The organism is Nonomuraea sp. NPDC051298 (assembly GCF_055586305.1).
Genome location: NZ_JBVJIM010000024.1, coordinates 87,426 through 107,990 on the forward strand (window position 1 = coordinate 87,426; position 20,565 = coordinate 107,990).

Below are 20,565 nucleotides of genomic sequence, written 5' to 3' on the forward strand. Positions count from 1 at the left end.
AAGTCAGCGCGCACCGTTACGCCCCTCCTCGCTCAAAGCGGTGCGGTCCGCTTCGCCGCCGAGTTGAACGCCTGCGCTCGGCGAGGTCAGCCGCGCGGGCGGTGGACGACCTTGTCCGTCGAGCGGCCGGGATAGACGACGAGCAGGTGCTCCTCCAGTGGCGCGTCGGGGTCGTTCTCGTCCCATGGCAGCGTGCGGGCGTAGATCCGCAGGCGGTAGTGGCCTGGACCGGCGACGGCCAGGTCGGGCAGCGGTCCGGCCGCCCCGCTGCCGCCGCCCTCGGGGTAGGTGGGCACGACCAGGCGGCCGCTGCGGCTGGCGATGCCCACCTCGACCACCCGGTCCCAGCCGGTGAGCCGGAGCGGCGGGGCGCGGTTGAATACCTTGACCGTCAAGCACATCGCCGCGTCCCCGCTGGTCACGATGGCGGCGCTGCTGCCCACGACGTCGATGAAGCCGTCCTCAACGGCGTCGAAGATGTCGGCGACCTCGTCGTCGCCGCCGTAGATGTCCCCAGGATCGCCTGCGCTGTCGTCACGGTCGTCGAAGACGGCATAGCCGCCGCCTTCAGACAGCATGTACGCGGCCGTGCCCTGCCGCCTGGCCCGCGCCCTGGGCCACGGGTCGGCGCACCGGGCGTTCGCCTCGGCCTTCCACGCGGCTTCCTGCCGGTCGCGCTCGGCCTGCCGGCGATGGGCGTCGGCGTTCTGGCGAGCGACGATGCCGGGGCACAGGTACTCCAGAGCCGCGGCCAGCTCGATGGTGCCCGCCGTGCCGCCCGCCCGCTCGTGCAGCGCGTTCCGTTCCCGGTCGCCGGGCAGCGTGCACAGCCGCGAGCCGTAGGCGAGGACGCGCTGGTCGGCCAGGTCGTCGGGGAACATCGAGTCCGCCGCGAAGGTCTCACCTCTGGCCAGGCAGAGGAACGACCGCCGCCGTTCCCCGGGCTCGAGGCCGGCCGCGGGCCGGAGCCGGTCGCGGCAGCCCTCGTCCGCGGACGTGTAGGTGAGCCGGGCGTCCCCCTCGGCGCCGACCACGGCCATCGGCAGCACGAGCACGACAACGACGGCGAGCAGCCGGGGCCTCCGCCCGGTTCCTGGCACCGCGACGCCCGGCCCGGGCGCGGCGAGCTCGTGCGCGGTACGCGCCGCCCACACGACGATCAGCCCGTCGAGCGCGTGCACCGTTAACGACAGGCCGTCGAACGCCGCCCGTCCGGCCTGGAGCAGCGAGTAGACCTGCGGGACGAGCAGGGCGGTCCAGCCGATGGCGACCGTGACGGCGCTGAACCGCCCGTCGCGTCCCTGCCCGGCCATGATCATCGCCTTGCAGCCGAGGGTCGCCATCGCCACCAAGAACGACGGCGTCAGCAGCGGGACCTCGGCGAACTGCCGCAGCGCCGCGGCCAGGACCCCGATCAGGCCGAGCCCGAGAGCGATGATCCGGAACCGGGCCGATACCCCGGCCAGGGCCCGCACCAGCAGGACCATGGTGGCGGCCCACACGGCCCAGCTCGCGGCGTACCCCGCGAAGTCGGACACGTCCTCGAGGAGTTCCCAGAGCAGCAGGTCGCCGGCCACGTCCGCGTAGAGCAGGCGCCGCAGCCACACCACATCACGCGGCAGCGCCCCAGCGCGCGGCGCGGCCGGACCGCGCAGGATCTGCCACAGCGCCCACGCGTTGAGCACGCCGATCGCCGCCGGCAGGAGCCTGGCCCCGTCGTCCCACGGCCAGAAACCCGCCGCCGCGACGACGACGAACCACCGCCCGCCGTCGTACCAGGTGGCGACGGCGGCGGCAGTCAGGTAGAGCGCGACGACGGCGGCGGCCGGACACCCGAAGCGGTAGCGGGCGACGGCGGCCCGGAGTAAGGCTACGATGCGGATGATCTTATTGGACCGGACGCGCCCCGGGGCCTGGTCAGAACAGGACGGCGGCCACCCGGCGGTCTATACACGTGACTGGACAGCCCGCTCCCCGCGCCCTGTCGCCCGTGCTTCCAGCGCGTTGGTGACGATGTCGCGGACGCCTGGATGCCGTCGCCGAGCCGGAGGCGGCGGGCGCGATGTCGCGGACGGCGTTCACAGCGCCGACCGGAAGTCCCGGATCCGGGTGCGCAGTGCGGCGAGGTCTCCCCCGGCGGGGGCGTCGCCGACCAGCGGCGAGCCCACTCCGACGGCGACCGCGCCCGCGGCCAGATAGTCGGCGGCCTCGGCCGCCCCGACCCCGCCGACCGGTACGAACACCACGTCGGGGAACGGGTCGCGCAGCGCGCGCAGGTGACGTACGCCGCCGAGGGACGCGGGGAACAGCTTGACCGCCGTGGCCCCGGCGGCGAGCGCGCCGACCACCTCCGTCGGGGTGAGCGCACCGGCCAGCACGGGCAGGCCCAGCGCGTGCCCGGCCGCGACCGCCGGGCTCACCGCCGGAGTGACCAGGAAGGACGCGCCCGCCTCCGTGGCCGCGCGGGCGTCGTCCTCGGTGACGACCGTTCCGGCGCCGAGGCGGGCTTGCTCTCCCAAGGCGGCTCGCGCGTCCCGGATCACCTCCAGTGCGCCACGGGTGACCAGGGACACCTCGATCAGCTCGACGCCTTCCTCGGCCAGCGTGACGACCGTGCGAAGCGCGGCGCCGGCGTCCGGGCCGCGGACGATGGCGAGCAGCCGGTGGGCGGCCAGGGCCGCCAGGAAGGCGCTCTGTCCGGCTGTCGACGCGGCCGTGTCACGGCCATGAAAGGAGTTCATCAGCACGTCCGTTCCGCGGCCAGTACGAGCCGCCAGGTCAGCTCACCGGACAGAGGGACCACCGCCGCCTCGCCGGGGCCGGCTTCCGCCAGGTCGAACACCGCACCGAGCATGGGTACCATCCCGATGCTGCGATACGGCGTTTTTTCGGGAAATCCTCTGAGATTGCGCCACAGAGCGGTGCCGACCGGGGACTCCCAGCGGCGCCTCCAGCCGCAGGTCGAGGACGTCGGCCTGGTCCTCCACCCGTACGGCGGCGCATCGCAGCACGGCGCCCACGGCCGTGCCGTCGTCGGGGCCGAACCGGTCGAGTTCCAGCCCGAGCGGCGCGGGCCAGTGCCCGTCCAGGTGGGCGGCGCCGTCCGGCCAGGCGACATCCAGCAACGGCGCCGCCTCGGGGAAGATCCGTACCGGGGTCTCGTCCGCCGCGACGAGCCGCGCCTTCTCGCTGAGGTCGAGCAGGGCATGAGCGGCCCAGAGGAACCTGAACCCCGGGTCGGCGGACAGCCGGTAGCTCGCCACCACCGCCCCGGCCTCCTCGCCGATCGCGCGGGTCAGCTCGAACCCGTCGCAGCTCACCGCGCTCCGCGCCGGGGTGCCCGTCCAGGGGCGACACCACACGTCACCGTGGTCGGGCAGCCCGCGGACGGTGGGCACGCACTCCTCGAGACCACCGGCGTCGACGAACGCCATCCCCGGGACGACCGTGGACCTGGCGGGATCGTCCCGGGACCACAACCATTCGCGGCCGCCTCCGGACAACGACGTCCACCGGCCTCCCCTGGCGAGGTCGAAGCGCGCCGACAGGGGAATCGTCGTCGTCACCACTCGGCCACTCCCCCGTCGTCCTGTCTCCAGACCGGATTGCGCCACGCGTGTCCTGCCCGGTCGGCGCGCCTGACCGCGGCCTCGTCGATCTCCACCCCGAGTTCGGGCGCCTGCGGACGGGCGACGTACCCCTCGGTGAAGTGGAAGACGGCGGGGTCGGCCACGTAGTCGAGCAGGTCGGCGCCCCGGCTCTCCCGCAGCAGCCCGGCACAGGCGTTGACCGCCAGATACGTGGCCTTCAGGTTGACCGAGAGCTGCCGGTCCCAGTCGTCCTCCGACATTTCGTGCGCCGGTGCCCGTACCACCGTGCTGGCGTTGCTGTGGAGCACGTCCAGCCGCCCGAACCGGGCCCGCGCCGTGTCCGCGACCCGCGACCAGGTCTCGGCGGCGGCGACGTCCCCCCTGATGGCCAGCAGGTCGGGCCGGTCGGAGCTGTGGTCGACCAGGTCCACCGCGATCACGCGTGCGCCGTCGCGCAGAAAGCGCTCCACCACCGCGGCGCCGATGCCGGAGGCCGCGCCGGTCACCACGGCGACCTTGCCCGGCAGCAATCCTCGTCCCATGATCTCCACTCTTGTCGCTTCATCGAATCACGCTTCGGACGCGACGCTGATCAGCGGGGTGCCTGGAGGACGGCACCGCACGAGAGGACAGCGTTGTCGTCCTCGACAGTCAACACCCGGACGCCGGTCGCCGCGGATCACCTGATGAGACGGCCCGCCCCGATCGAGGAGACCATCCTCATCCTGTGCGCGGCCGGCGTGGGATGGGCGAACATCGGGGCGGCGCAGTACCGCGTGGGATCGAACGCGGCCCTGGTGATCCCCCGGAGGACCCCGCACGCGTACGGCGCCCCCGCTGACAGCCCCTGGACGATCTGGTGATGCCACCTGCGCGGCACCGACCTGCCCGAGCTGATCGAGGCGATGGGCGCGGGCCCGTCAAGACCGGTGGTCTCCATCCGGCGACTCGATCGGGCCGTCGCCCTGCTCGACGAGATCGTGACCATCATGGAGCGGGACCATTCACCGGCCAGCCTGATGGGCGCCGCGGGCACAGCCTGGAAACGGCTCACCCAGATCGTCGCCGACCGCGCCATGCCCGCGCCCGGCGACCCGCTGCAGCGCGCGATGGCCTACCTGGCCGAGCGGCTCGGCAGCACCGTACGCGTCGCCGACCTGGCCGCGCTGGTCGGCGACTCGCCCTCCCATCTGCGCGCGCTGTTCCGCCGCGCCACCGGCGGCGGGGTGCTCGCGCACCACACGGCCCTCCGGATGGCGCAGGCGCGCAACCTCCTCGACACCACCGACGCGAGCATCGCCGACATCGCCCGCGAGGTCGGCTACCCCGACCCGTTCTACTTCTCGCGCCACTTCAGACGGATGCACGAGGCCAGCCCCACCGAATACCGCAACCGCGCGAAGGGCTGAGCGGCTACCGTCCAGCAGGCGCGCCCACCACCCGCAGCAGCACCGACCGGTCCACGTCCAGGGACGGCGCTTCGAGGCCGACGAGCCGCAGCACCCGGCCGGGCAGCGTGACGCCGGAGTCCTGCCACGGCGGGAGCACGGCCCCGGCCGCGGGCGCGGATCCCGGGTGGACCGCCACGACCGTGTAGTGGCAGGTGTCGTCCAGGCCCGGCAAGCGGATCCGTCCCGGCGGCCAGGTCACGGGGCGCTCGACGACGCTGAAGGCGGCGGTGAGCAGATCGGTCTCGACTCCCAGGTGTCCCCACAGCACCTTCTCCGCGCGATAGTCGAGGGGATGGGTCCGGTGGGTGGTGTGCGACTCCTCGGCCCCGATGTGCGTCCCCTGCATCTCCGGCGGGACCAGCAGCCCCGTCCAGCGCTGGATCTCCAGCCGCTCGTGCGGATCGTCGCAGTCGCTGGGCCACGCCCGGTCGGTGAACTCCAGCACACCGAGGTCGACGCGCCCGCCTCCGCCGGCGCACGATTCGATCTCCAGCCCGGAGCACCTGCCGGGGCCGCCCGGTTGACGAAGATCTCCAGCGGTGGCCCGTCGCGGGACTGGGCCACTTCCGACGCGACGCCCAGCACCTTTTGCATGAGCTTCGACATAAGCCCTGGATCGCTGTGCGACGGGATCGGAGCGGCGGGGCGCCGTGTTCGGTCCCTGCGAGCGCTCGGCATCTCCACGCTGTCCGCCCGACGGCCAGGGTACATGGGCCGCAAGCGGTAAGCGCGCCAGGCGGCGGGGGCGGCGTGACGGCGGGGGGCGAGCCGATGACCGGCGCAGACGGTGACGGGCCGTCAGCAGGAGGGCGGACGAGCGGCTGCGGCAGGGGTTATGGGACGCGGACGCGGGCATGCCGGTAGTTCGATCTTCATCTCACCGTAACAGCCGCATCCACCTTTGGCCAGACATGAGCGGAAGTTCCGCGGCTTTCAGCGCTACTCATTGACATTTCGCCGAAAAAGGCGCGTACTTCGATCGACTGTCGATTTTACTACCTCCCCCACAACATCACCGATCATGACGCGACCGGTCCAGGCCAAGACCCACGTCGCGCGCGAACGCAGTGTCCCGAGCACTCGCAAGTCACCCTCACGCAAGCGTCACCGATTGGGGAACCATGACCGAGGTAGGCAGCGGCACGGCGAAAAGCCTGCTCTCCCGGCGTGCCTTCACCACATCCGCGGCGGCTGCCGCGTTGGCACCATTGGTCACAGCGAATCAGAGCGCCGCGTCGCCCCAGGCCGGTACGTCCGGCACGACCGTGGGCGCGGTCCGCCGCATCACCCTGTACGCCGAGCGGCTGGAGGACGGCCAACTGGGCTACGGCCTGGAGCCCGGCAAGGCCACGATTCCCGGGCCGCTCATCGAGATGGTCGAGGGCGACACGCTGGAGATCGAGATGGTCAACAACCTGGACGTGACGGCGAGCCTGCACGTCCACGGGGTGGACTACGACGTGGCCAGCGACGGTACGAGACTGAACGACAGCGTGGTCGAGCCAGGGGGCCGGCGCACCTACATCTGGCGCACCCACGTGCAGGGCAGGCGCGGGGGCGGCGCCGGCATCGAGCCCGGCAGCGCGGGCTACTGGCACTACCACGACCACGTGGTGGGGACCGATCACGGCACGGGCGGCATCCGGAAGGGGCTGTACGGCCCGCTGGTGGTCCGGCGGAAGAAGGACGTCAAGCCGGACAAGACGTTCACCGTCGTCTTCAACGACATGACGATCAACAATCGCCCCGCGCACGGCGCGCCGGAGTTCGTCGCCAAGGTCGGCGAGCGGGTGGAATGGATCGTGATCACCCACGGCGAGCTTTACCACACGTTCCACATCCACGGGCATCGCTGGGCCGATAACCGCACCGGCCTGCTGGAGAGCCTCGAGGACCAGAGCCGGATCATCGACACCAGGATCACCGGGCCCGCCGAGTCGTTCGGCTTCCAGGTGATCGCGGGCGAGCGCGTCGGCCCGGGGGCGTGGATGTACCACTGCCACGTCCAGAGCCACTCCGACATGGGGATGGCCGGCATCTTCACGGTGACGGACGCGGACGGGAACGTGCCGGGTCAACCGGGCGGCGGCCACTCGGGCGGCGGCCACTCGGGCCACTGACGGCCGCGCCGACGCCCTCCGCGACCGGATCCGGTCGCCCCATGCCGTACGAACACGGCCCCACGCAGACGTCGACACCCCGGACCGCGGCCGACCCCCGAACTCGTCCGCGAATGGTCCCGAACCACCCTCGATCCCAAGGAGCAATGATGGGTCGAACAGGCCATTTACCGTCCCGACCACCCGCCTGGCGACGCGTACTGATCACGATCTCGATTGCCGTCCTGGTGCTCGGACTGGCGCCCCCAGCCGCCGTACCGGCCCAGGCACAGGCACAGGCACAGGCCGCCGCCCCGGCCGCCAAGAAGCCCGCCGTCAACGTGCTGGTCTTCAGCGGTCAGGCCGCGCAGCAGGACGACCCGGTGCGCGCGGCCGCGACGGCGATCAGGGAACTGAGCAAGAAGAACGGGTTCTCCGTCGAGGAGGCCCAGGATCCGGCGGTCTTCACCGCCGACAACCTGGCGCGGTTCCGTGGCGTGGTGTTCCTGTCCGCCAACGGCGTGAGCCTGGACGAATCGCAGCTCGCCGCCTTCCAGGCGTACATCAGGGGCGGCGGCGGGTTCGTCGGCGTCCGCGACGCCGCCCGCGCGCAGGTGGACTCGGCCTGGTTCACCGAACTGATCGGCACCCGTCCCGTCGGCGCCCTCCCCATCGCGGAGAAGGTGACGGAGTCCGCGGCGAGCGCGGAGAACCCGCCGAACGAGACCAAGGACAAGGTCTTCGACGGGGACAACGACACCAAGTGGCTGGCCAGGACGCCGACCGCGTGGGTGCAGGGCAAGCTGGACAAGCCCGTCGCGGTGGCGCACTACGCGCTGACGTCGGCCAACGACTCCCCCGGCCGGGACCCGAAGGACTGGACCCTCCAGGGCTCACAGAACGGGACGACCTGGACGGATCTCGACAAGCGCAGCGGGGAGACCTTCCCCCAGCGGTTCCAGACCAAGGAATACAAGTTCGAGAACACCACGGCGTACCAGTACTACCGGCTCAACGTCACCGCGAACAGCGGTGAGCCCCTGACCCAGCTCGCCGAGCTGCGGCTGTTCGGGCCGGACTCCGCGCCTCCTCCCGTGCCGAAGGAGCAGAAGGCCGTCGTCGACATCCTCGACCGCGACCATCCGGCGAACGAGGGACTTCCGCTCACCCTGTCGCGGACCGACAAGTGGCTGAGCTGGAACCCCAATCCGGTGGGCAAGGTCCACACGATCGCGCAGGTCGAGGAGTGGACCTACAACCCGAGCATGAACGGCAACGGCCCGTTCCACCCGGTCTCCTGGTGCCGTGACTACGACGGCGGCCGGTCCTTCTACACCGGCATGGGCGGCACCGCGGCGAGCTACACCAGCGACAAGCAGTTCCGCACGCACCTCGCCGGCGCCATCCGGTGGGCGACCGGCATCGTCCGGGGCGACTGCCAGGCGACCATCGCGGCCAACTACGCCACGGAACGGCTGACCACGCCGAACGCGCAGGGTCAGCTCGACCAGATCGGCGAGCCGCACGGCCTGACCATCGCGCCGAACGGCAAGGTGTTCTACATCGGCAAGGCGGCCTGCGCCACCGGCCCGATCCCCGACTGGAACGACCCGAAGGTGGGCCTCGGCTGCGGCACCATCCACCAGTGGGACCCGCGGACCAAGCAGGTCAAGCTGCTGACCACGCTGCCCGTCATGGGCAACCGCGGCAGCGGCGACGAGCTGGTCAAGAACGAGGAGGGCCTGGTCGGCATCACCCTCGACCCGGACTTCGCGGAGAACGGCTGGATCTACGCGTACTGGATGCCGCACGCGTCGATCGACCGGGACAGGCGCATCGGCAAGCGGACGGTCTCCCGGTTCGACTACGACTCGCGGACCCAGACGATCGACCAGAGCAGCCGCAAGGACCTCCTGCAGTGGGACACCCAGATCCACAGCTGCTGTCACGCGGGCGGAGGCATGACCTTCGACGAGGACGGCAACCTCTACATCGGCACCGGTGACAGCAACTCCTCCGGCGGATCCGGCGGCTACTCCGGGAACAACTGGACCCAGGACTACAAGGGCACCTCCTTCCAGGACGCCCGCCGTACCTCCGGCAACACCAACGACCTCAACGGCAAGATCCTCCGCATCCACCCCGAGCCCGACGGCACCTACACGATCCCCAAGGGCAACCTGTTCACCGGCGAGGAGGAGGGCGGCGGCAAGACCCGCGCGGAGATCTGGGTGATGGGCGTCCGCAACATCGCGCGGCTGCAGTGGGACAAGGAGAACGACTGGATCACGGCCGGCTGGGTCGGTCCGGACGCCGGCGGCCCGAGCGAGACGTGGGGACCGGCGAAGTACGAGACCGTGACAGTTCTCACCTCCGCCGGCAACCAGGGCTGGCCGTACTGCATGGGCGACAGGCAGCCCTACCGCGACCGCGGCAACAGCGACGCCACCCAGCCCGCCGAGTGGTACGACTGCGACAACCTGAAGAACACCTCGCCGCGCAACACCGGCCTCGTCGACATCCCTCCGGCGCGCGACAACATGATCTGGTACTCGCCGCAGGGCGGCGGCCCGGTCTACCCGAAGCGGCAGGACGGCAGCGGTCTCCCGACGTACAAGCAGGGCGAGGAGACCTTCACCATGCCCTACCTCAAGGGCGGCGGCCAGGCGGTCATGTCGGGCCCGACCTACCACCGCTCCCAGACCGACACCGACAGCGGGGTCGCGTGGCCGGAGTACTGGGACAACAAGTGGTTCATCGGTGACCAGTCCAACGGCAACAACCGCATCGCCGTGACCGTGAACCCGGAGACCGCCCGGGACGCGGGCCGGCCGGCGTTCGCCGAGGACCTGCGGAACATCATCCCGGGCGGCGGCGGCGCCAACCAGCTCCAGTCGTGGATGGACGCGAAGTTCGGCCCCGACGGCGCGCTCTACCTGCTCGACTACGGCAGCGGCTTCTTCAGCCTGCACGCGAACCAGAAGCTGGTCCGCGTCACCTACAAGGGCGGCCCGGCGACGCCGGACCCGGACGCCGCCGTGGGGCGTCCCGCCCGGCAGAACGCCGATCCCAGGACGATGACGTTCTCCAGCGCCAAGGCCGGCGGCGTGGCGTGGGAGTGGGACTTCGGCGACGGCAGCGCGCCGTCGAAGGAGGCCGCCCCGACGCACACCTACGCCGGCTTCGGCGCCTACGAGGCGACGCTCAAGGTCACCTACGCCGACGGCGAGCAGGCCACCGGGAAGATCCCTGTCACGGTCGGCTGTGCCGCGCCCGACGCCCGGCCGACGGTGCAACTGCTCGACGCCTTCACCGGCGTGCGCAACAAGGCGGCCGGCGGCGGCTGCACGATCAACGACCTGATCGACGACGAGCGCGACTGGAAGAACCGCAACCAGTTCGTCCAGCACCTCGACACGGTCGTGCGGCAGTTGCTCAAGGACGGCGTCGTCACCGCCCAGGAGGCGGAGGCGCTGCGCACCGCCGGCGCGAAGTCGGAGGTCGGGAGGGTGAACGGGTACCAGCCCGTGTTCGACGGCACGGCGTCGTCGCTGCTGGGCTGGAGCCAGGCCCCGTCCGGGCGGTTCGCCCTCCAGCCGGACGGCACGATCCGCAGCTCCGGCGGTCTGGGCATGCTGTGGTACTCCGACAAGGCGTACGCGGACTTCTCGGTCCGGCTGCAGTTCCGTGACAGCTCGCCCGACCCGCACCGCGCCAACAGCGGCGTCTTCGTCCGGTTCCCGGACCCGAGGACCCCGCTGGAGCAGCGTCCCGCGGGAAGCTGCGGCACGGTCGGCGCGGCGCGCACGTCACCCGCGTGGGTCGCGATCTTCTGCGGCCACGAGATCCAGATCTACGACGGCGACACGGGCGAGCCGCAGAAGACGGGCTCCGTCTACAACTTCTCGCCCAACGGCCTGAACCGGGCCGGGGCGACCCCGAAGGGCCAGTGGAACGACTACGAGGTCCGGGTGGTCGGCCAGCACTACACGATCATCCGCAACGGCACGGTGATCAGCGAGTTCGACAACACGCCGGGCAAGGCGTCGTCCCGCGCCGGTGACCCGCCCACGGACCTGCGCCAGTTCATCAGCGGGTTCGTCGGGCTGCAGAACCACGGCAACAACGACGTGATCGACTTCCGCAACATCCGCGTGCGCGAACTCTAGGACGGTACGCCGGCCGGGTGCCGGGCCGGGGAGCCTTCCCCGCGCCCGGCACTCCACCCCAGCTCGGAAAGGTGCATCGACACATGCATGCCGGATCTCTCCCCTCCCTCGTGATCAGAGCCTTACGGCGGGCGTCCGGAGCGGTGACGGCGCCGCGCCTCGCCGTGGTGCTGCTCGCCGTCGCGCTTCCCGCGCTCTTCCTGTCGGCGGTCCAGGCCACCGCGCAGCCCCGTACGCAGCTCACCGCAGCGCAGGCGGCGGACCAGGTGCTCACCTGGACCGCCGACGACAGCATGACCGCGTACAAGTCGGCGCCGGAATCGGCGACGGCGGGGCCCGCCACCATCGTCTTCGAGAACAGCGCGGCCACCGGCAACACCACCGGCATGACGCACACGCTGACGTTCGACACCTCCACCCCCGGCTACAACCACGACGTCAGCCTCAACATCATCGCCAGCCCCTTCGACGCCGACGGCGGCCGGCACGTCGCCCAGGTGAACCTCACCCCCGGCAAGTACCGCTTCTACTGCGTGATCCCCGGTCACGGCCAGATGACCGGCGAACTCGTCGTCACCGAAGGCGGGGGCGAGGACACGACCGCGCCGCAGGTCTCCGCGCAGGTGGCGGGCGACCAGGACGCGGACGGCAACTACGTGGGCGCGGCGACGGTGACGGTCACGGCGAGCGACACCGAGTCCGGGGTCGACACCGTGGAGTACGCGCTCGACGGCGGGGAGTTCGCGGCCTACTCGGCCCCGGTGTCGGTCAACCAGGTGGGGGCGCACACGGTGCGGTTCCGGGCCACCGACAAGGCGGGCAACACCTCGCCGGTGGGCTCGGTGGCGTTCACGGTGGTGGCTCCGCAGGAGGAGGACACCACTCCGCCCGAGGTCAGCGGGGTGGTGACAGGTGACCAGGACGCGGACGGCAACTACGTGGGCGCGGCGACGGTGACGGTCACGGCGAGCGACGCCGGCTCCGGGGTCGACACGGTCGAGTACTCGCTCGACGGCCAGCCGTTCGCGGCGTACACGCAGCCGCTGTCGGTCAACCAGCCCGGCGCGCACACGGTGACCTTCCGGGCCACCGACAAGGCGGGCAACACCTCGCCCGTGGACTCGGTGGCGTTCACGGTGGCGGCCTCGCAGGAGGAGGACACCACTCCCCCGCAGGTCTCGGCGCAGTTGTCGGGCCAGCAGGACTCGGCGGGCAACTACGTCGGCTCGGCGACCGTGATGATCTCGGTGAGCGACACCGAGTCGGGGGTCGCCACGGTGGAGTACTCGCTCGACGGCGGGCCCTACACCGAGTACCCGTCCCCCGTGTCGGTCAACCAGGCGGGCGCGCACACCCTGTCGTACCGGGCCACCGACAAGGCCGGGAACACCTCTCCGGTGGCGACGCTGAGGTTCACCGTGGTGGCTCCGGAGGACGACACCACGCTGCCGCAGGTGTCGGCCGCGCTCACCGGCACCCAGGACTGGGCCTGGAACTACGTCGGCTCGGCGACGGTGAAGCTGACGGCGAGCGACGTCGGCTCCGGGCTGGACACCGTGGAGTACTCGCTCGACGGCCAGCCGTTCGCGGCGTACACGCAGCCGCTGTCGGTCAACCAGCCCGGCGCGCACACCCTGGCGTACCGGGCCACCGACAAGGCGGGGAACATGGCGGTGGGCACGGCCAAGTTCATGATCGTGAAAGCCGGCGGCGAGTAGCGCCCGCCGCCGGGCAGGGGTGACGGCCGCCCCGAGAGGCGAGTTCGCCGGCGAGGCTCCCCAGGGCGTTCCCCCGCCCTGGGGCTGCGCCGAGAGGACCTGGCAGCCTTGTCCGGTGAGACGGACGCCGAGAATGAATGCTCGCCCGAATGCGCCGCAGTCCCGCGGTGGGCTTCGCGGCAGAGACTCGATCAGGTGGAGCTGGTGATGCGTCCCTCGTGCGGGAGCATCAATCCGCTTGTTCCCGGGTGGGTGGACAGCAGCGGTTCTCCGGGGATCCGGAGGTCGAGGGCCGAGCCGGTGAGGTTGAGCGTGATCAGCAGTTCTTCGTCGGGATGGACGCGCCGGTAGGCGAGCACACCTTCGGGGGCGGGCACGGGCTGGTATGACCCGTCCCTCAGCGCGGCGTGTCCGCGGCGTTGCGCGAGCAGGGCGCGGGTGAGGTTGAGGAGCGAGCCGGGGTCGGCCCTCTGGGCGGCGACGTTGACGGACGGATCGCCCAGCGGCAGCCACGGCCGAGCCTCCGGCGGGCTGAATCCGGCGTTGGGCCCTGCGGTCCAGGGCATCGGGGTGCGGGCCGGATCTCGTCCCTCCCAGGGGTCGCGTGCCTGGTGCGGGGGGATCGGCACGTCGGTCATGCCGAGTTCGTCGCCGTAGTAGAGCACCGGTGTGCCGCGCAGGGTGAACAGCAGCATCAGCGCGACCCGTATCTGGTCGCGGCCGAGCCGGGTGGCCATGCGGGAGAGGTCATGGCTGCCCAGCACCCAGTTGGGCCACGCGTGCCCGGGCAGCGCGCCGTCGTAGGCGGTGACGAAGGTTTGGAGGTCGCGCGCCCGCCAGGGAGTGAACAGCAGCCAGAAGTTGATCGGCAGGTGCAGCATGTCGTCGTTGCCGTAGTAGCCGGCCAGCCGGGGAAGAGGGAGCCGGTACTCCACCTCGCCGATCAGCACCCGCCCGGGATAGCCGTCCGTGAGGTCGCGCAGTTCCCTGAGCAGTTCCAGGGTGCCGGGCTGGTTGAGCTGGTAGCGGGCCAGCGCGGGCTGGTAGGCACCGTGCCCGTCGAGTGGCTCGTCCCTGAAGTGTTCGTCTTTGAGCAGGTAGTCCACCATGTCGATGCGGAAGCCGTCGACGCCTCGATCCAGCCAGAACCGCATCACCCGATGCATCGCTCGTCGCACGTCAGGGTGGCGCCAGTTCAGGTCAGGCTGCTCGGGCAGGAACGAGTGCAGGTAGTACTGCCCGGTCCGCGGGTCGAGGGTCCAGGCCGGCCCGCCGGTGACCGCGCGCCAGTTGTTGGGTGGCCCGCCGCCTGCCGGGTCACGCCAGATGTACCAGTCGCGCTTGGGGTCGTCCGCGGACGTGCGGGACGCGGCGAACCACGGGTGGTCGATGGAGGTGTGGTTGGGCACGAAGTCGAGGATCACGCGCAGCCCGCGTCGGTGTGCTTCGGCCAGCAGCCGGTCGAAGTCGGCGAGGGTGCCGAAAAGCGGGTCGACGTCGGTGTGGTCGGTGATGTCGTATCCGAAGTCGCGTTGGGGCGAGCGGTAGAACGGCGACAGCCAGATCGCCTCGGCCCCGAGCCAGGACAGGTAGTCCAGGTGCGCGGTGATGCCCGGCAGGTCGCCCACGCCGTCGCCGTCGCTGTCGGCGAACGAGCGGGGGTAGATGTGGTAGATCGCGCCGTGCTTCCACCAGGTGGTCGCCGTCACAGGACGCCGTACCGCTGGAAGGCGTCGGTGAGCGAGCCGCTCTCGGCCACCGCGGCGCGGAAGGATGCCTCGGTCGCGCGCTTGCCCGCGACCAGCTCGGCGACGCGGACCATGGCTTCGGCCGGTACGACAGCGACCCCGTCCAGGTCGCCGACCAGTACGTCGCCCGGCCGGATCGGCACGCCGCCCAGCGTGACGGGCTCGCCGTGTTCGACCACGTCGAGCCGGCCCTTGCTGTCGTAGGGCACCGTCCCCCGGCTGAAGATCGGGAAGCTCCCGCCCGCCAGCGTTGCCGCGTCCCGTACCAGGCCGTCGGTGAGGGCTCCGGCGACGCGGCGCGCGTGGCAGGCGGTGGTGATCAGTTCCCCCCATACGCCCGCCGCGTCGGACCTGCCGGTGGCGAAGACAACGATCTCGCCCGCTTGGACGTGGTCCATCGCGCGCAGCAGCCCTTGGTAGGGCACGGCGGGCCGGGTCTCGCGGGCCGGCTCGGCGCGCAGGCAGAAGGCCGGGCCGAGCAGCGTGTGCGACGGCGCGAGGGGGACGACCTCCGGGGGCAGGCACTGGTTTCTCAGGCCGAGATGGTCGAGTGCGTCGGCCGCGAGCGCGCTCGAGACGGTCGGGAACAGATGACGGAGGGAGGGATGTGACATACGGGGAGTGTGCCTGCTTTAATCTCATATATGCAAACAAACCTGTTGCACTATATGAGACAGAAGTAAGGTGTCCGGCTCTTTGGAGCGCGCCCTCGACGCCTTGGAGCTCCTGGCCGAGGGCCGCGAGACGACGCTGGCCGGGCTGGCCAAGCGGCTCGGCGCCTCCCGCGCCACCGTGCACCGACTGCTTGCGGTGCTGCAGGAGCGCGGTTACGTCCGGCACGTGACGCAAACGCACGAGTACCGGCTCGGCCCGGCGCTGAACGATCTGATGGCACGCTCGGACTCCGGCTCGCTGATTCCCCTGGCCGCGCCGGTGCTGGCCGAGCTGTCCGGGCTCACCGGTGAGACGATCAACCTCGCGGTGCTGCGGCGCGGGCGCATCGTGTGGGCCGACACCGTGGACGCCGTGCACGCCATCCGGCTGACCACGACGCTGGGCGAACGGGTGCCCCCACACGCCACCGCGATCGGCAAGGCCATCCTGGCCGCGTTGCCGGAACGGGAGTGGGGCGCGCTGCTCGGGCAGGAGCCGTACGCGCGGCCGACCCCGTCCACCTGCACGACGCTGGCGGAGCTGCGCCCCGCTCTCGACGAGGCGCGCGCCCGTGGCTACGCACTGGACGAAGAGGAGTCCGAGCTCGGGGGCATCTGCCTGGCCGCCGCCGTACTCGGCCGCGCCGATCGGCCGATCGGCGCGATCTCGGTGTCGGCGGTGGCGGCCCGCCTGCCCAGAACGCAGTGGCCACAGGTCGGCGAAGCGGTCCGCGCGGCCTGCGCGCGTCTGTCGACGTGGATCAAGACCAACGAGTGAGGAGGACCATTGCGTCTGGCAGGAAAAGTAGCGATCGTCACCGGCGCGGCCGGCGGCATCGGAGCGGCGACCGCGGCCAGGTTCGCCGCCGAAGGCGCCTCGGTGGCCTGCGTGGACCGACGCGCCGAGGCGGTGGAGGATCTCGCGCGGCGGATCGGCGCCAACGCGTTCGCCATCGCCGCGGACGTGGCGTCCCCCGGCGACAACGCGCGAATGGTCGAACAGACCGTCCGCCGCTTCGGCGGACTCGACATCCTGCACGCCAACGCGGCGGTGCAGATCATGGGCCGGATCGAGGACACCGGCCCCGAGCAGTGGGACCACCTGCACTCTGTCAACCTCCGCGGCGTCTACCTCGGCGTACGGGCCGCTCTGCCGGCGTTGCGGGAAAGGGGCGGCGGCTCGATCGTCATCACCGCGTCCCTGCTCGGCATCGTGGGCGACCCGGACATGCCTGCCTACGGCGCGATGAAAGGTGGGTTGCGGTCCATGACCCGGGCGCTGGCCGCCGCCCACGGGCCTGAGGGCATCCGCGTCAACACCATCTGCCCCGGCGATGTGCAGACCGAGTTGCTCGACGACTTCTTCGCCTTTCAGCCCGACCCCGACGCCGCCCGCGCGCGGCTCGCCGAGCGCTACCCGCTGCGTCGCTTCGCCTCACCGGAGGACGTGGCAGCCGCGGCGCTCTTCCTGGCCTCCGACGACGCCGCCTACGTCACCGGCACCGACCTCGTGGTCGACGGCGGCCTGCTGGCCCGGATCTACTGAACCCCGAAAGGAGCCGATCACGTGTCGTTGCGAAGTGCCGCCTGGTTCGCCGGCGAGGACCTTCCGGGCTTTCTGCACCGGGCCTCACTGCGCGCCACGGGGCTGTCCCAGGCCGCACTGTCCGGCCGGCCGATCGTCGGCATCGCCAACTCCTGGTCGGAGCTCGTAAGCTGCAACGCGCACTTCCGCGGGCTCGCCGACGCCGTACGGCGTGGCGTGCTCCAGGCGGGCGGCCTGCCGCTGGAGTTCCCGACGATCTCCCTGGGCGAGAACCTCATGAAGCCCACCGCGATGCTGTACCGCAACCTGATGGCCATCGACGTCGAGGAAAGCCTGCGCTCCTATCCCTTCGACGCGGTCGTGCTCCTGGGCGGCTGCGACAAGACCATCCCGGCGCAGCTCATGGGCGCCGCCTCGGCCAACGTACCCGCCGTGATGGTGCCCGGCGGCCCCGCCGCACCCGCCGTCTTCCAAGGACGGCGGCTCGGCGTCGGCACCGATCTGTGGCGCTACACCGACCGGCTGCGCGCCGGGCAGATGAGCGAGTCGGAGTTCGCCGAACTGGAGCAGGCGGCCATGCCCGGAGTCGGGCACTGCACCGAGATGGGCACCGCGTCCACCATGGCCGTGCTCGCGGAAACCCTCGGAGTCGCGCTGCCCGGCTCGGCGGCCATCCCCGCCGGGGACGCGCGGCGCTACGCCACCGCGGAGAACGCGGGCACCCGGGCCGTGTTCCTCGCGCGCTCCGGACCGCGCCCGCGCCAGATCGTCACTCGCGCCGCCTTGCTCAACGCGGCCACCGTGCTGGCCGCGATCGGCGGATCGACCAACGCGATCGTCCACCTGCTCGCGCTGGCCAGGCGCAGCGGGGCGCCGTTCTCGCTCGACGACCTCGACGCCGCCGCGGCGCGTACGCCGTTGCTCGTCAACGTCCGGCCCGCGGGAGAGCACCTGTTCGAGGACTTCTTCCGCGCCGGCGGCGTCCCGGCCCTGCTGCGCGAGCTGGAGCCGCTGCTGCACACCGACGTTCTCACCGTGACGGGACACACGATGCGGGAGCAGATTCGCGCGCCCGTCGCGCCCGACCGCCGTGTGATCGGCACACTCGACGAACCGTTCGGCGCTCCCGGCGGCCTGGCGGTGCTGCGCGGCAACCTGGCGCCCGACGGCGCGGTCATCAAGGCGGCGGCCTCCTCCGGCCGGCTGCTTCGTCATCGCGGGCCTGCGATCGTGTTCGACAGCGTCTCCGACCTGGCCGCGCGCGTCGACGATCCCGCGCTGCCGGTGACCGCCGATTCGGTGCTCGTCCTCCGGAACGCGGGTCCCGTGGGCGGGCCGGGCATGCCGGAATGGGGGCAGCTCCCGATTCCGGCGAAGCTGCTGCGCGAGGGCGTCACCGACATGGTGCGCGTCTCGGACGCCCGGATGAGCGGAACGGCGTACGGGACCGTCGTCCTCCATGTCGCCCCCGAGTCCGCCGTGGGCGGCCCCCTGGCGGCCGTCCGCGACGGCGACCTCATCGACCTCGACGTCCCCGGGCGGCGTCTGCACCTGGACGTGGACGACAGTGAGATCAGGCACAGGCTCCTCGACTCTCCACCCCGGACGTTCACCGGCTCGTCCGGCTGGGCCCGCCTCTACACCGGGCATGTGCTGCAGGCCGATCAGGGCTGCGATTTCGCCTTCCACGAGCCGGAAACCGACGCCGGCACCACCCCGCTGCCAACGGGCCTGCTGAGCGGATGGCACGGCGGCTGGTAACCCGATTTCCGGGCAAGAGATCCCCGGCCCGGGTGCGTCCAGGCTCAGGACTGTCATCGGTGTTCCACCCGTATGGTGATCCTGGATGGATGTTCGGGGTTCGCGTAGTGGATGGTCTGGTGGGCCTTGGTCATGGCGGTGCCGGTGGCCAGGGGCTCACCGGTGCCGAGGTTGCGAGCGTAGAAGGGGTGAGCCCCGCTGGCGATCTGTAGACGCAGCCGGTGCCCTCGCTCGAGCCGGTGGGCGACGGGTCCCAGGTTCAGGACGAGGTGGAGGGCGGAGCCGGACGCGGTGAGCGCATCCGTCTTGAGCCGCAGGATGGTGTGGGCGATGGCCAGTGAGCGGCCGTCGGGTTGGACGTCGGTGATCCGTGCGTAGAAGTCGGTGTGCGGGATCGAGGAGTTGACCCAGAGGTCTGCGGTGACCTCGCCCAGGAGGGTCAACGGTGAATCGAGTTCGTCCCCGGTGTAGACGAGGACGTCTTCGCGCGACTCAAGGGCGCGGTTGTCGGTGTCGGCCAGGATCTCGACGGGGGCGAAGCTCGCGAGGGCGACGGCGGGGGTCGGGTCGGCAGGGTCGTAGGTGTAGTGGTCCGCGGAACCCGTGGCCGCTCCGTTCGGCTCGATCCGCCGCAGGGCGCCGTCGGCCGCCAGATACCAGTGCTGGACGGTGGTTCCGGGGGCGGGCCAGGTCGGCAGTTCGCGCCACCCGGAGCCCGGGTTGACGTGGATGGCGATCGGTGCCGGGGCCTCGCGCGCCGGGCCGGCCTCGTCCCGCATGTGCCGGTCGAACCAGTCGCGGGTCTCGAGGCTGGTGCGGATCGGGTCGGTCTGGTGGCTCCACGGGCCGGTCACGATGCGGTCGCCGGTGCGGCCGGCGTGCAGGCGCAGGAAGTCTGCCCACAGGTAGGGGCGGTGGTAGTCGTACCAGCCGTCGATGAGCAGGGTCGGGGGCAGCGTGCCGTCCGTGAGCAGGTGGCTGTGGTCGAGCGGCGCCCAATGCGGGTCGTCGCCCTCGTAGCGCAGCCGCTCTTGGTAGAACGGGAGTCGCCGGCCGGCGAAGGCTTCGTCGGCGGCCGAGAGCGGCAGAGTGAGGAACGCCGGGTCCGCCCCGACATCGCCGGACATCGCGGCCAGCGCACCCGCGGCGGCCTGCGGATCGGTTGGCCGGGTGGCCTGCGTACCGGCCCAGGGCAGTGCGATGTCGAGGCCGAAGGTTCCGCCGGGGTACCACGCGGAGACCCGGTCCGCGCTGTAGACGCTCACAACCATCGCCCGCAGTCCTTCGGGGTGGCCCGCCGCGGTGGCGTAGGCGGTGAAGCCCATGTAGCTGGCGCCGAACAGCCCGAGGGCGCCCGCGTACCAGGGCTGCTGTGCGATCCAGGAGGCGGCTGCCGAACCGTCGGCCTTCTCGTGGAAGTAGGAGGAGGTGCCGCGGGTGTCCCCGATGACGCAGTGGTATCCGTGCGAGGCGAAGTAGATGCCCTGGGCACCGAACAGTCCGCGGCCGTACGCGGTGCGCATCAGCAGGACAGGACCGCTGGGCCGGTCAGCGGGGTGGTACAGGTCGGCGCCCAGGGCGACACCCAGGGCGACGCCGTCGCCGGAGGGAATCTCGGCACTCTCTCGCACGACCGCGTGGGGCCCGAGCGGGCCGGCGCCGAGCGCGGCGGCGTGCAGATCGGACTCGGTGACAAGCCCCTTGTTGGGTGACACTTCGGGCTCCCGTCGCAGATCGGGTCGCCACCCCTGCCCACCAGCCCCAGCGCGGCTTCCCGGCCTATGGCGCGGTCGGGGTGATCGTTTCCCCAACTGTAACAGAGTGTCCCTT

Annotated in this window: 16 protein-coding genes; 8 read left to right on the top strand and 8 right to left on the bottom strand. The window is 71.4% G+C overall.

Features of this window, described 5'->3' with window-relative positions; all coding sequences use genetic code 11:
- Positions 1–86: 86 nt before the first annotated feature.
- The 4 genes from ACZ6S0_RS42480 to ACZ6S0_RS42495 all read right to left on the bottom strand — a co-directional run bounded on the left by ACZ6S0_RS42480 (position 87) and on the right by ACZ6S0_RS42495 (position 4,132).
- Positions 87–1,685 carry a hypothetical protein gene (locus ACZ6S0_RS42480; protein ID WP_465925009.1) on the bottom strand — a complete coding sequence of 533 codons (1,599 nt, stop codon included), beginning with the start codon at positions 1,683–1,685 and terminating at the stop codon, positions 87–89.
- Positions 1,686–2,078: 393 nt separating this feature from the next.
- Positions 2,079–2,741 carry a bifunctional 4-hydroxy-2-oxoglutarate aldolase/2-dehydro-3-deoxy-phosphogluconate aldolase gene (locus ACZ6S0_RS42485; RefSeq protein ID WP_465925010.1) on the bottom strand — a complete coding sequence of 221 codons (663 nt, stop codon included), beginning with the start codon at positions 2,739–2,741 and terminating at the stop codon, positions 2,079–2,081.
- Between the two features lie 42 nt (positions 2,742–2,783).
- Complete coding sequence (locus ACZ6S0_RS42490) at positions 2,784–3,566, bottom strand: hypothetical protein (RefSeq protein ID WP_465925011.1); 783 nt, start codon at positions 3,564–3,566, stop codon at positions 2,784–2,786.
- Positions 3,563–4,132: an SDR family NAD(P)-dependent oxidoreductase gene (locus ACZ6S0_RS42495; protein ID WP_465925012.1), complete on the bottom strand. Its 570-nt coding sequence runs from the start codon at positions 4,130–4,132 to the stop codon at positions 3,563–3,565. The genes ACZ6S0_RS42490 and ACZ6S0_RS42495 overlap by 4 nt, the downstream gene beginning before the upstream one ends.
- A 144-nt stretch (positions 4,133–4,276) precedes the next feature.
- Here ACZ6S0_RS42495 and ACZ6S0_RS42500 point away from each other — a divergent pair, with 144 nt between their 5' ends.
- A complete protein-coding gene (locus tag ACZ6S0_RS42500) occupies positions 4,277–4,453 on the top strand; it encodes an AraC family ligand binding domain-containing protein (protein ID WP_465925013.1) in 177 nt (58 codons plus the stop codon).
- 66 nt (positions 4,454–4,519) lie between these two features.
- Positions 4,520–4,999 carry a helix-turn-helix transcriptional regulator gene (locus ACZ6S0_RS42505; protein ID WP_465925014.1) on the top strand — a complete coding sequence of 160 codons (480 nt, stop codon included), beginning with the start codon at positions 4,520–4,522 and terminating at the stop codon, positions 4,997–4,999.
- 4 nt (positions 5,000–5,003) lie between these two features.
- On the opposite strand, the gene ACZ6S0_RS42510 is transcribed toward ACZ6S0_RS42505, so the two are convergent.
- Positions 5,004–5,897 carry an alpha-galactosidase gene (locus ACZ6S0_RS42510; RefSeq protein ID WP_465925015.1) on the bottom strand — a complete coding sequence of 298 codons (894 nt, stop codon included), beginning with the start codon at positions 5,895–5,897 and terminating at the stop codon, positions 5,004–5,006.
- A gap of 352 nt (positions 5,898–6,249) precedes the next feature.
- On the opposite strand from ACZ6S0_RS42510, the gene ACZ6S0_RS42515 reads away from it, so the two are divergent.
- The 3 genes from ACZ6S0_RS42515 to ACZ6S0_RS42525 all read left to right on the top strand — a co-directional run bounded on the left by ACZ6S0_RS42515 (position 6,250) and on the right by ACZ6S0_RS42525 (position 13,027).
- Positions 6,250–7,161, top strand: coding sequence for a multicopper oxidase domain-containing protein (locus ACZ6S0_RS42515; protein ID WP_465925016.1), 912 nt, complete (start codon positions 6,250–6,252; stop codon positions 7,159–7,161).
- 227 nt (positions 7,162–7,388) lie between these two features.
- A complete protein-coding gene (locus ACZ6S0_RS42520; protein WP_465925017.1) occupies positions 7,389–11,309 on the top strand; it encodes a ThuA domain-containing protein in 3,921 nt (1,306 codons plus the stop codon).
- Between the two features lie 83 nt (positions 11,310–11,392).
- On the top strand, positions 11,393–13,027 hold the full coding sequence (locus tag ACZ6S0_RS42525; RefSeq protein ID WP_465925018.1) for an OmpL47-type beta-barrel domain-containing protein: 1,635 nt from the start codon (positions 11,393–11,395) through the stop codon (positions 13,025–13,027).
- A gap of 191 nt (positions 13,028–13,218) precedes the next feature.
- On the opposite strand, the gene ACZ6S0_RS42530 is transcribed toward ACZ6S0_RS42525, so the two are convergent.
- Both ACZ6S0_RS42530 and ACZ6S0_RS42535 read right to left on the bottom strand, forming a co-directional pair.
- Positions 13,219–14,736 carry an alpha-amylase family glycosyl hydrolase gene (locus ACZ6S0_RS42530; protein WP_465925019.1) on the bottom strand — a complete coding sequence of 506 codons (1,518 nt, stop codon included), beginning with the start codon at positions 14,734–14,736 and terminating at the stop codon, positions 13,219–13,221.
- Positions 14,733–15,389, bottom strand: a complete 657-nt coding sequence (locus ACZ6S0_RS42535) for an RraA family protein (RefSeq protein ID WP_465925020.1) — start codon at positions 15,387–15,389, stop codon at positions 14,733–14,735. Before ACZ6S0_RS42535 ends, ACZ6S0_RS42530 begins: the two co-directional genes overlap by 4 nt.
- A gap of 70 nt (positions 15,390–15,459) precedes the next feature.
- On the opposite strand from ACZ6S0_RS42535, the gene ACZ6S0_RS42540 reads away from it, so the two are divergent.
- Genes ACZ6S0_RS42540 through ACZ6S0_RS42550 form a run of 3 tightly spaced genes read left to right on the top strand, consistent with a single transcriptional unit; the run spans position 15,460 to position 18,735 of the window.
- Complete coding sequence (locus ACZ6S0_RS42540) at positions 15,460–16,206, top strand: IclR family transcriptional regulator (RefSeq protein WP_465925021.1); 747 nt, start codon at positions 15,460–15,462, stop codon at positions 16,204–16,206.
- Positions 16,207–16,215: 9 nt separating this feature from the next.
- Entirely contained in the window at positions 16,216–16,974 is a 759-nt protein-coding gene (locus ACZ6S0_RS42545) for an SDR family NAD(P)-dependent oxidoreductase (RefSeq protein ID WP_465925022.1), read from the top strand.
- Between the two features lie 21 nt (positions 16,975–16,995).
- The gene (locus ACZ6S0_RS42550; protein WP_465925023.1) at positions 16,996–18,735 is read left to right on the top strand and encodes a dihydroxy-acid dehydratase; all 1,740 of its coding nucleotides are present in this window, start codon (positions 16,996–16,998) and stop codon (positions 18,733–18,735) included.
- 53 nt (positions 18,736–18,788) lie between these two features.
- On the opposite strand, the gene ACZ6S0_RS42555 is transcribed toward ACZ6S0_RS42550, so the two are convergent.
- A complete protein-coding gene (locus tag ACZ6S0_RS42555; RefSeq protein WP_465925024.1) occupies positions 18,789–20,450 on the bottom strand; it encodes a CocE/NonD family hydrolase in 1,662 nt (553 codons plus the stop codon).
- Between the last annotated feature and the right edge of the window lie 115 nt (positions 20,451–20,565).

Coding starts and splice junctions, on each gene's coding strand:
- ACZ6S0_RS42535 (WP_465925020.1), bottom strand. CDS start 15,389: ATGTCACATCCCTCCCTCCGTCATCTGTTCCCGACCGTCTCGAGCGCG.
- ACZ6S0_RS42525 (WP_465925018.1), top strand. CDS start 11,393: ATGCATGCCGGATCTCTCCCCTCCCTCGTGATCAGAGCCTTACGGCGG.
- ACZ6S0_RS42500 (WP_465925013.1), top strand. CDS start 4,277: ATGAGACGGCCCGCCCCGATCGAGGAGACCATCCTCATCCTGTGCGCG.
- ACZ6S0_RS42495 (WP_465925012.1), bottom strand. CDS start 4,132: ATGGGACGAGGATTGCTGCCGGGCAAGGTCGCCGTGGTGACCGGCGCG.
- ACZ6S0_RS42510 (WP_465925015.1), bottom strand. CDS start 5,897: ATGCCCGCGTCCGCGTCCCATAACCCCTGCCGCAGCCGCTCGTCCGCC.
- ACZ6S0_RS42485 (WP_465925010.1), bottom strand. CDS start 2,741: ATGAACTCCTTTCATGGCCGTGACACGGCCGCGTCGACAGCCGGACAG.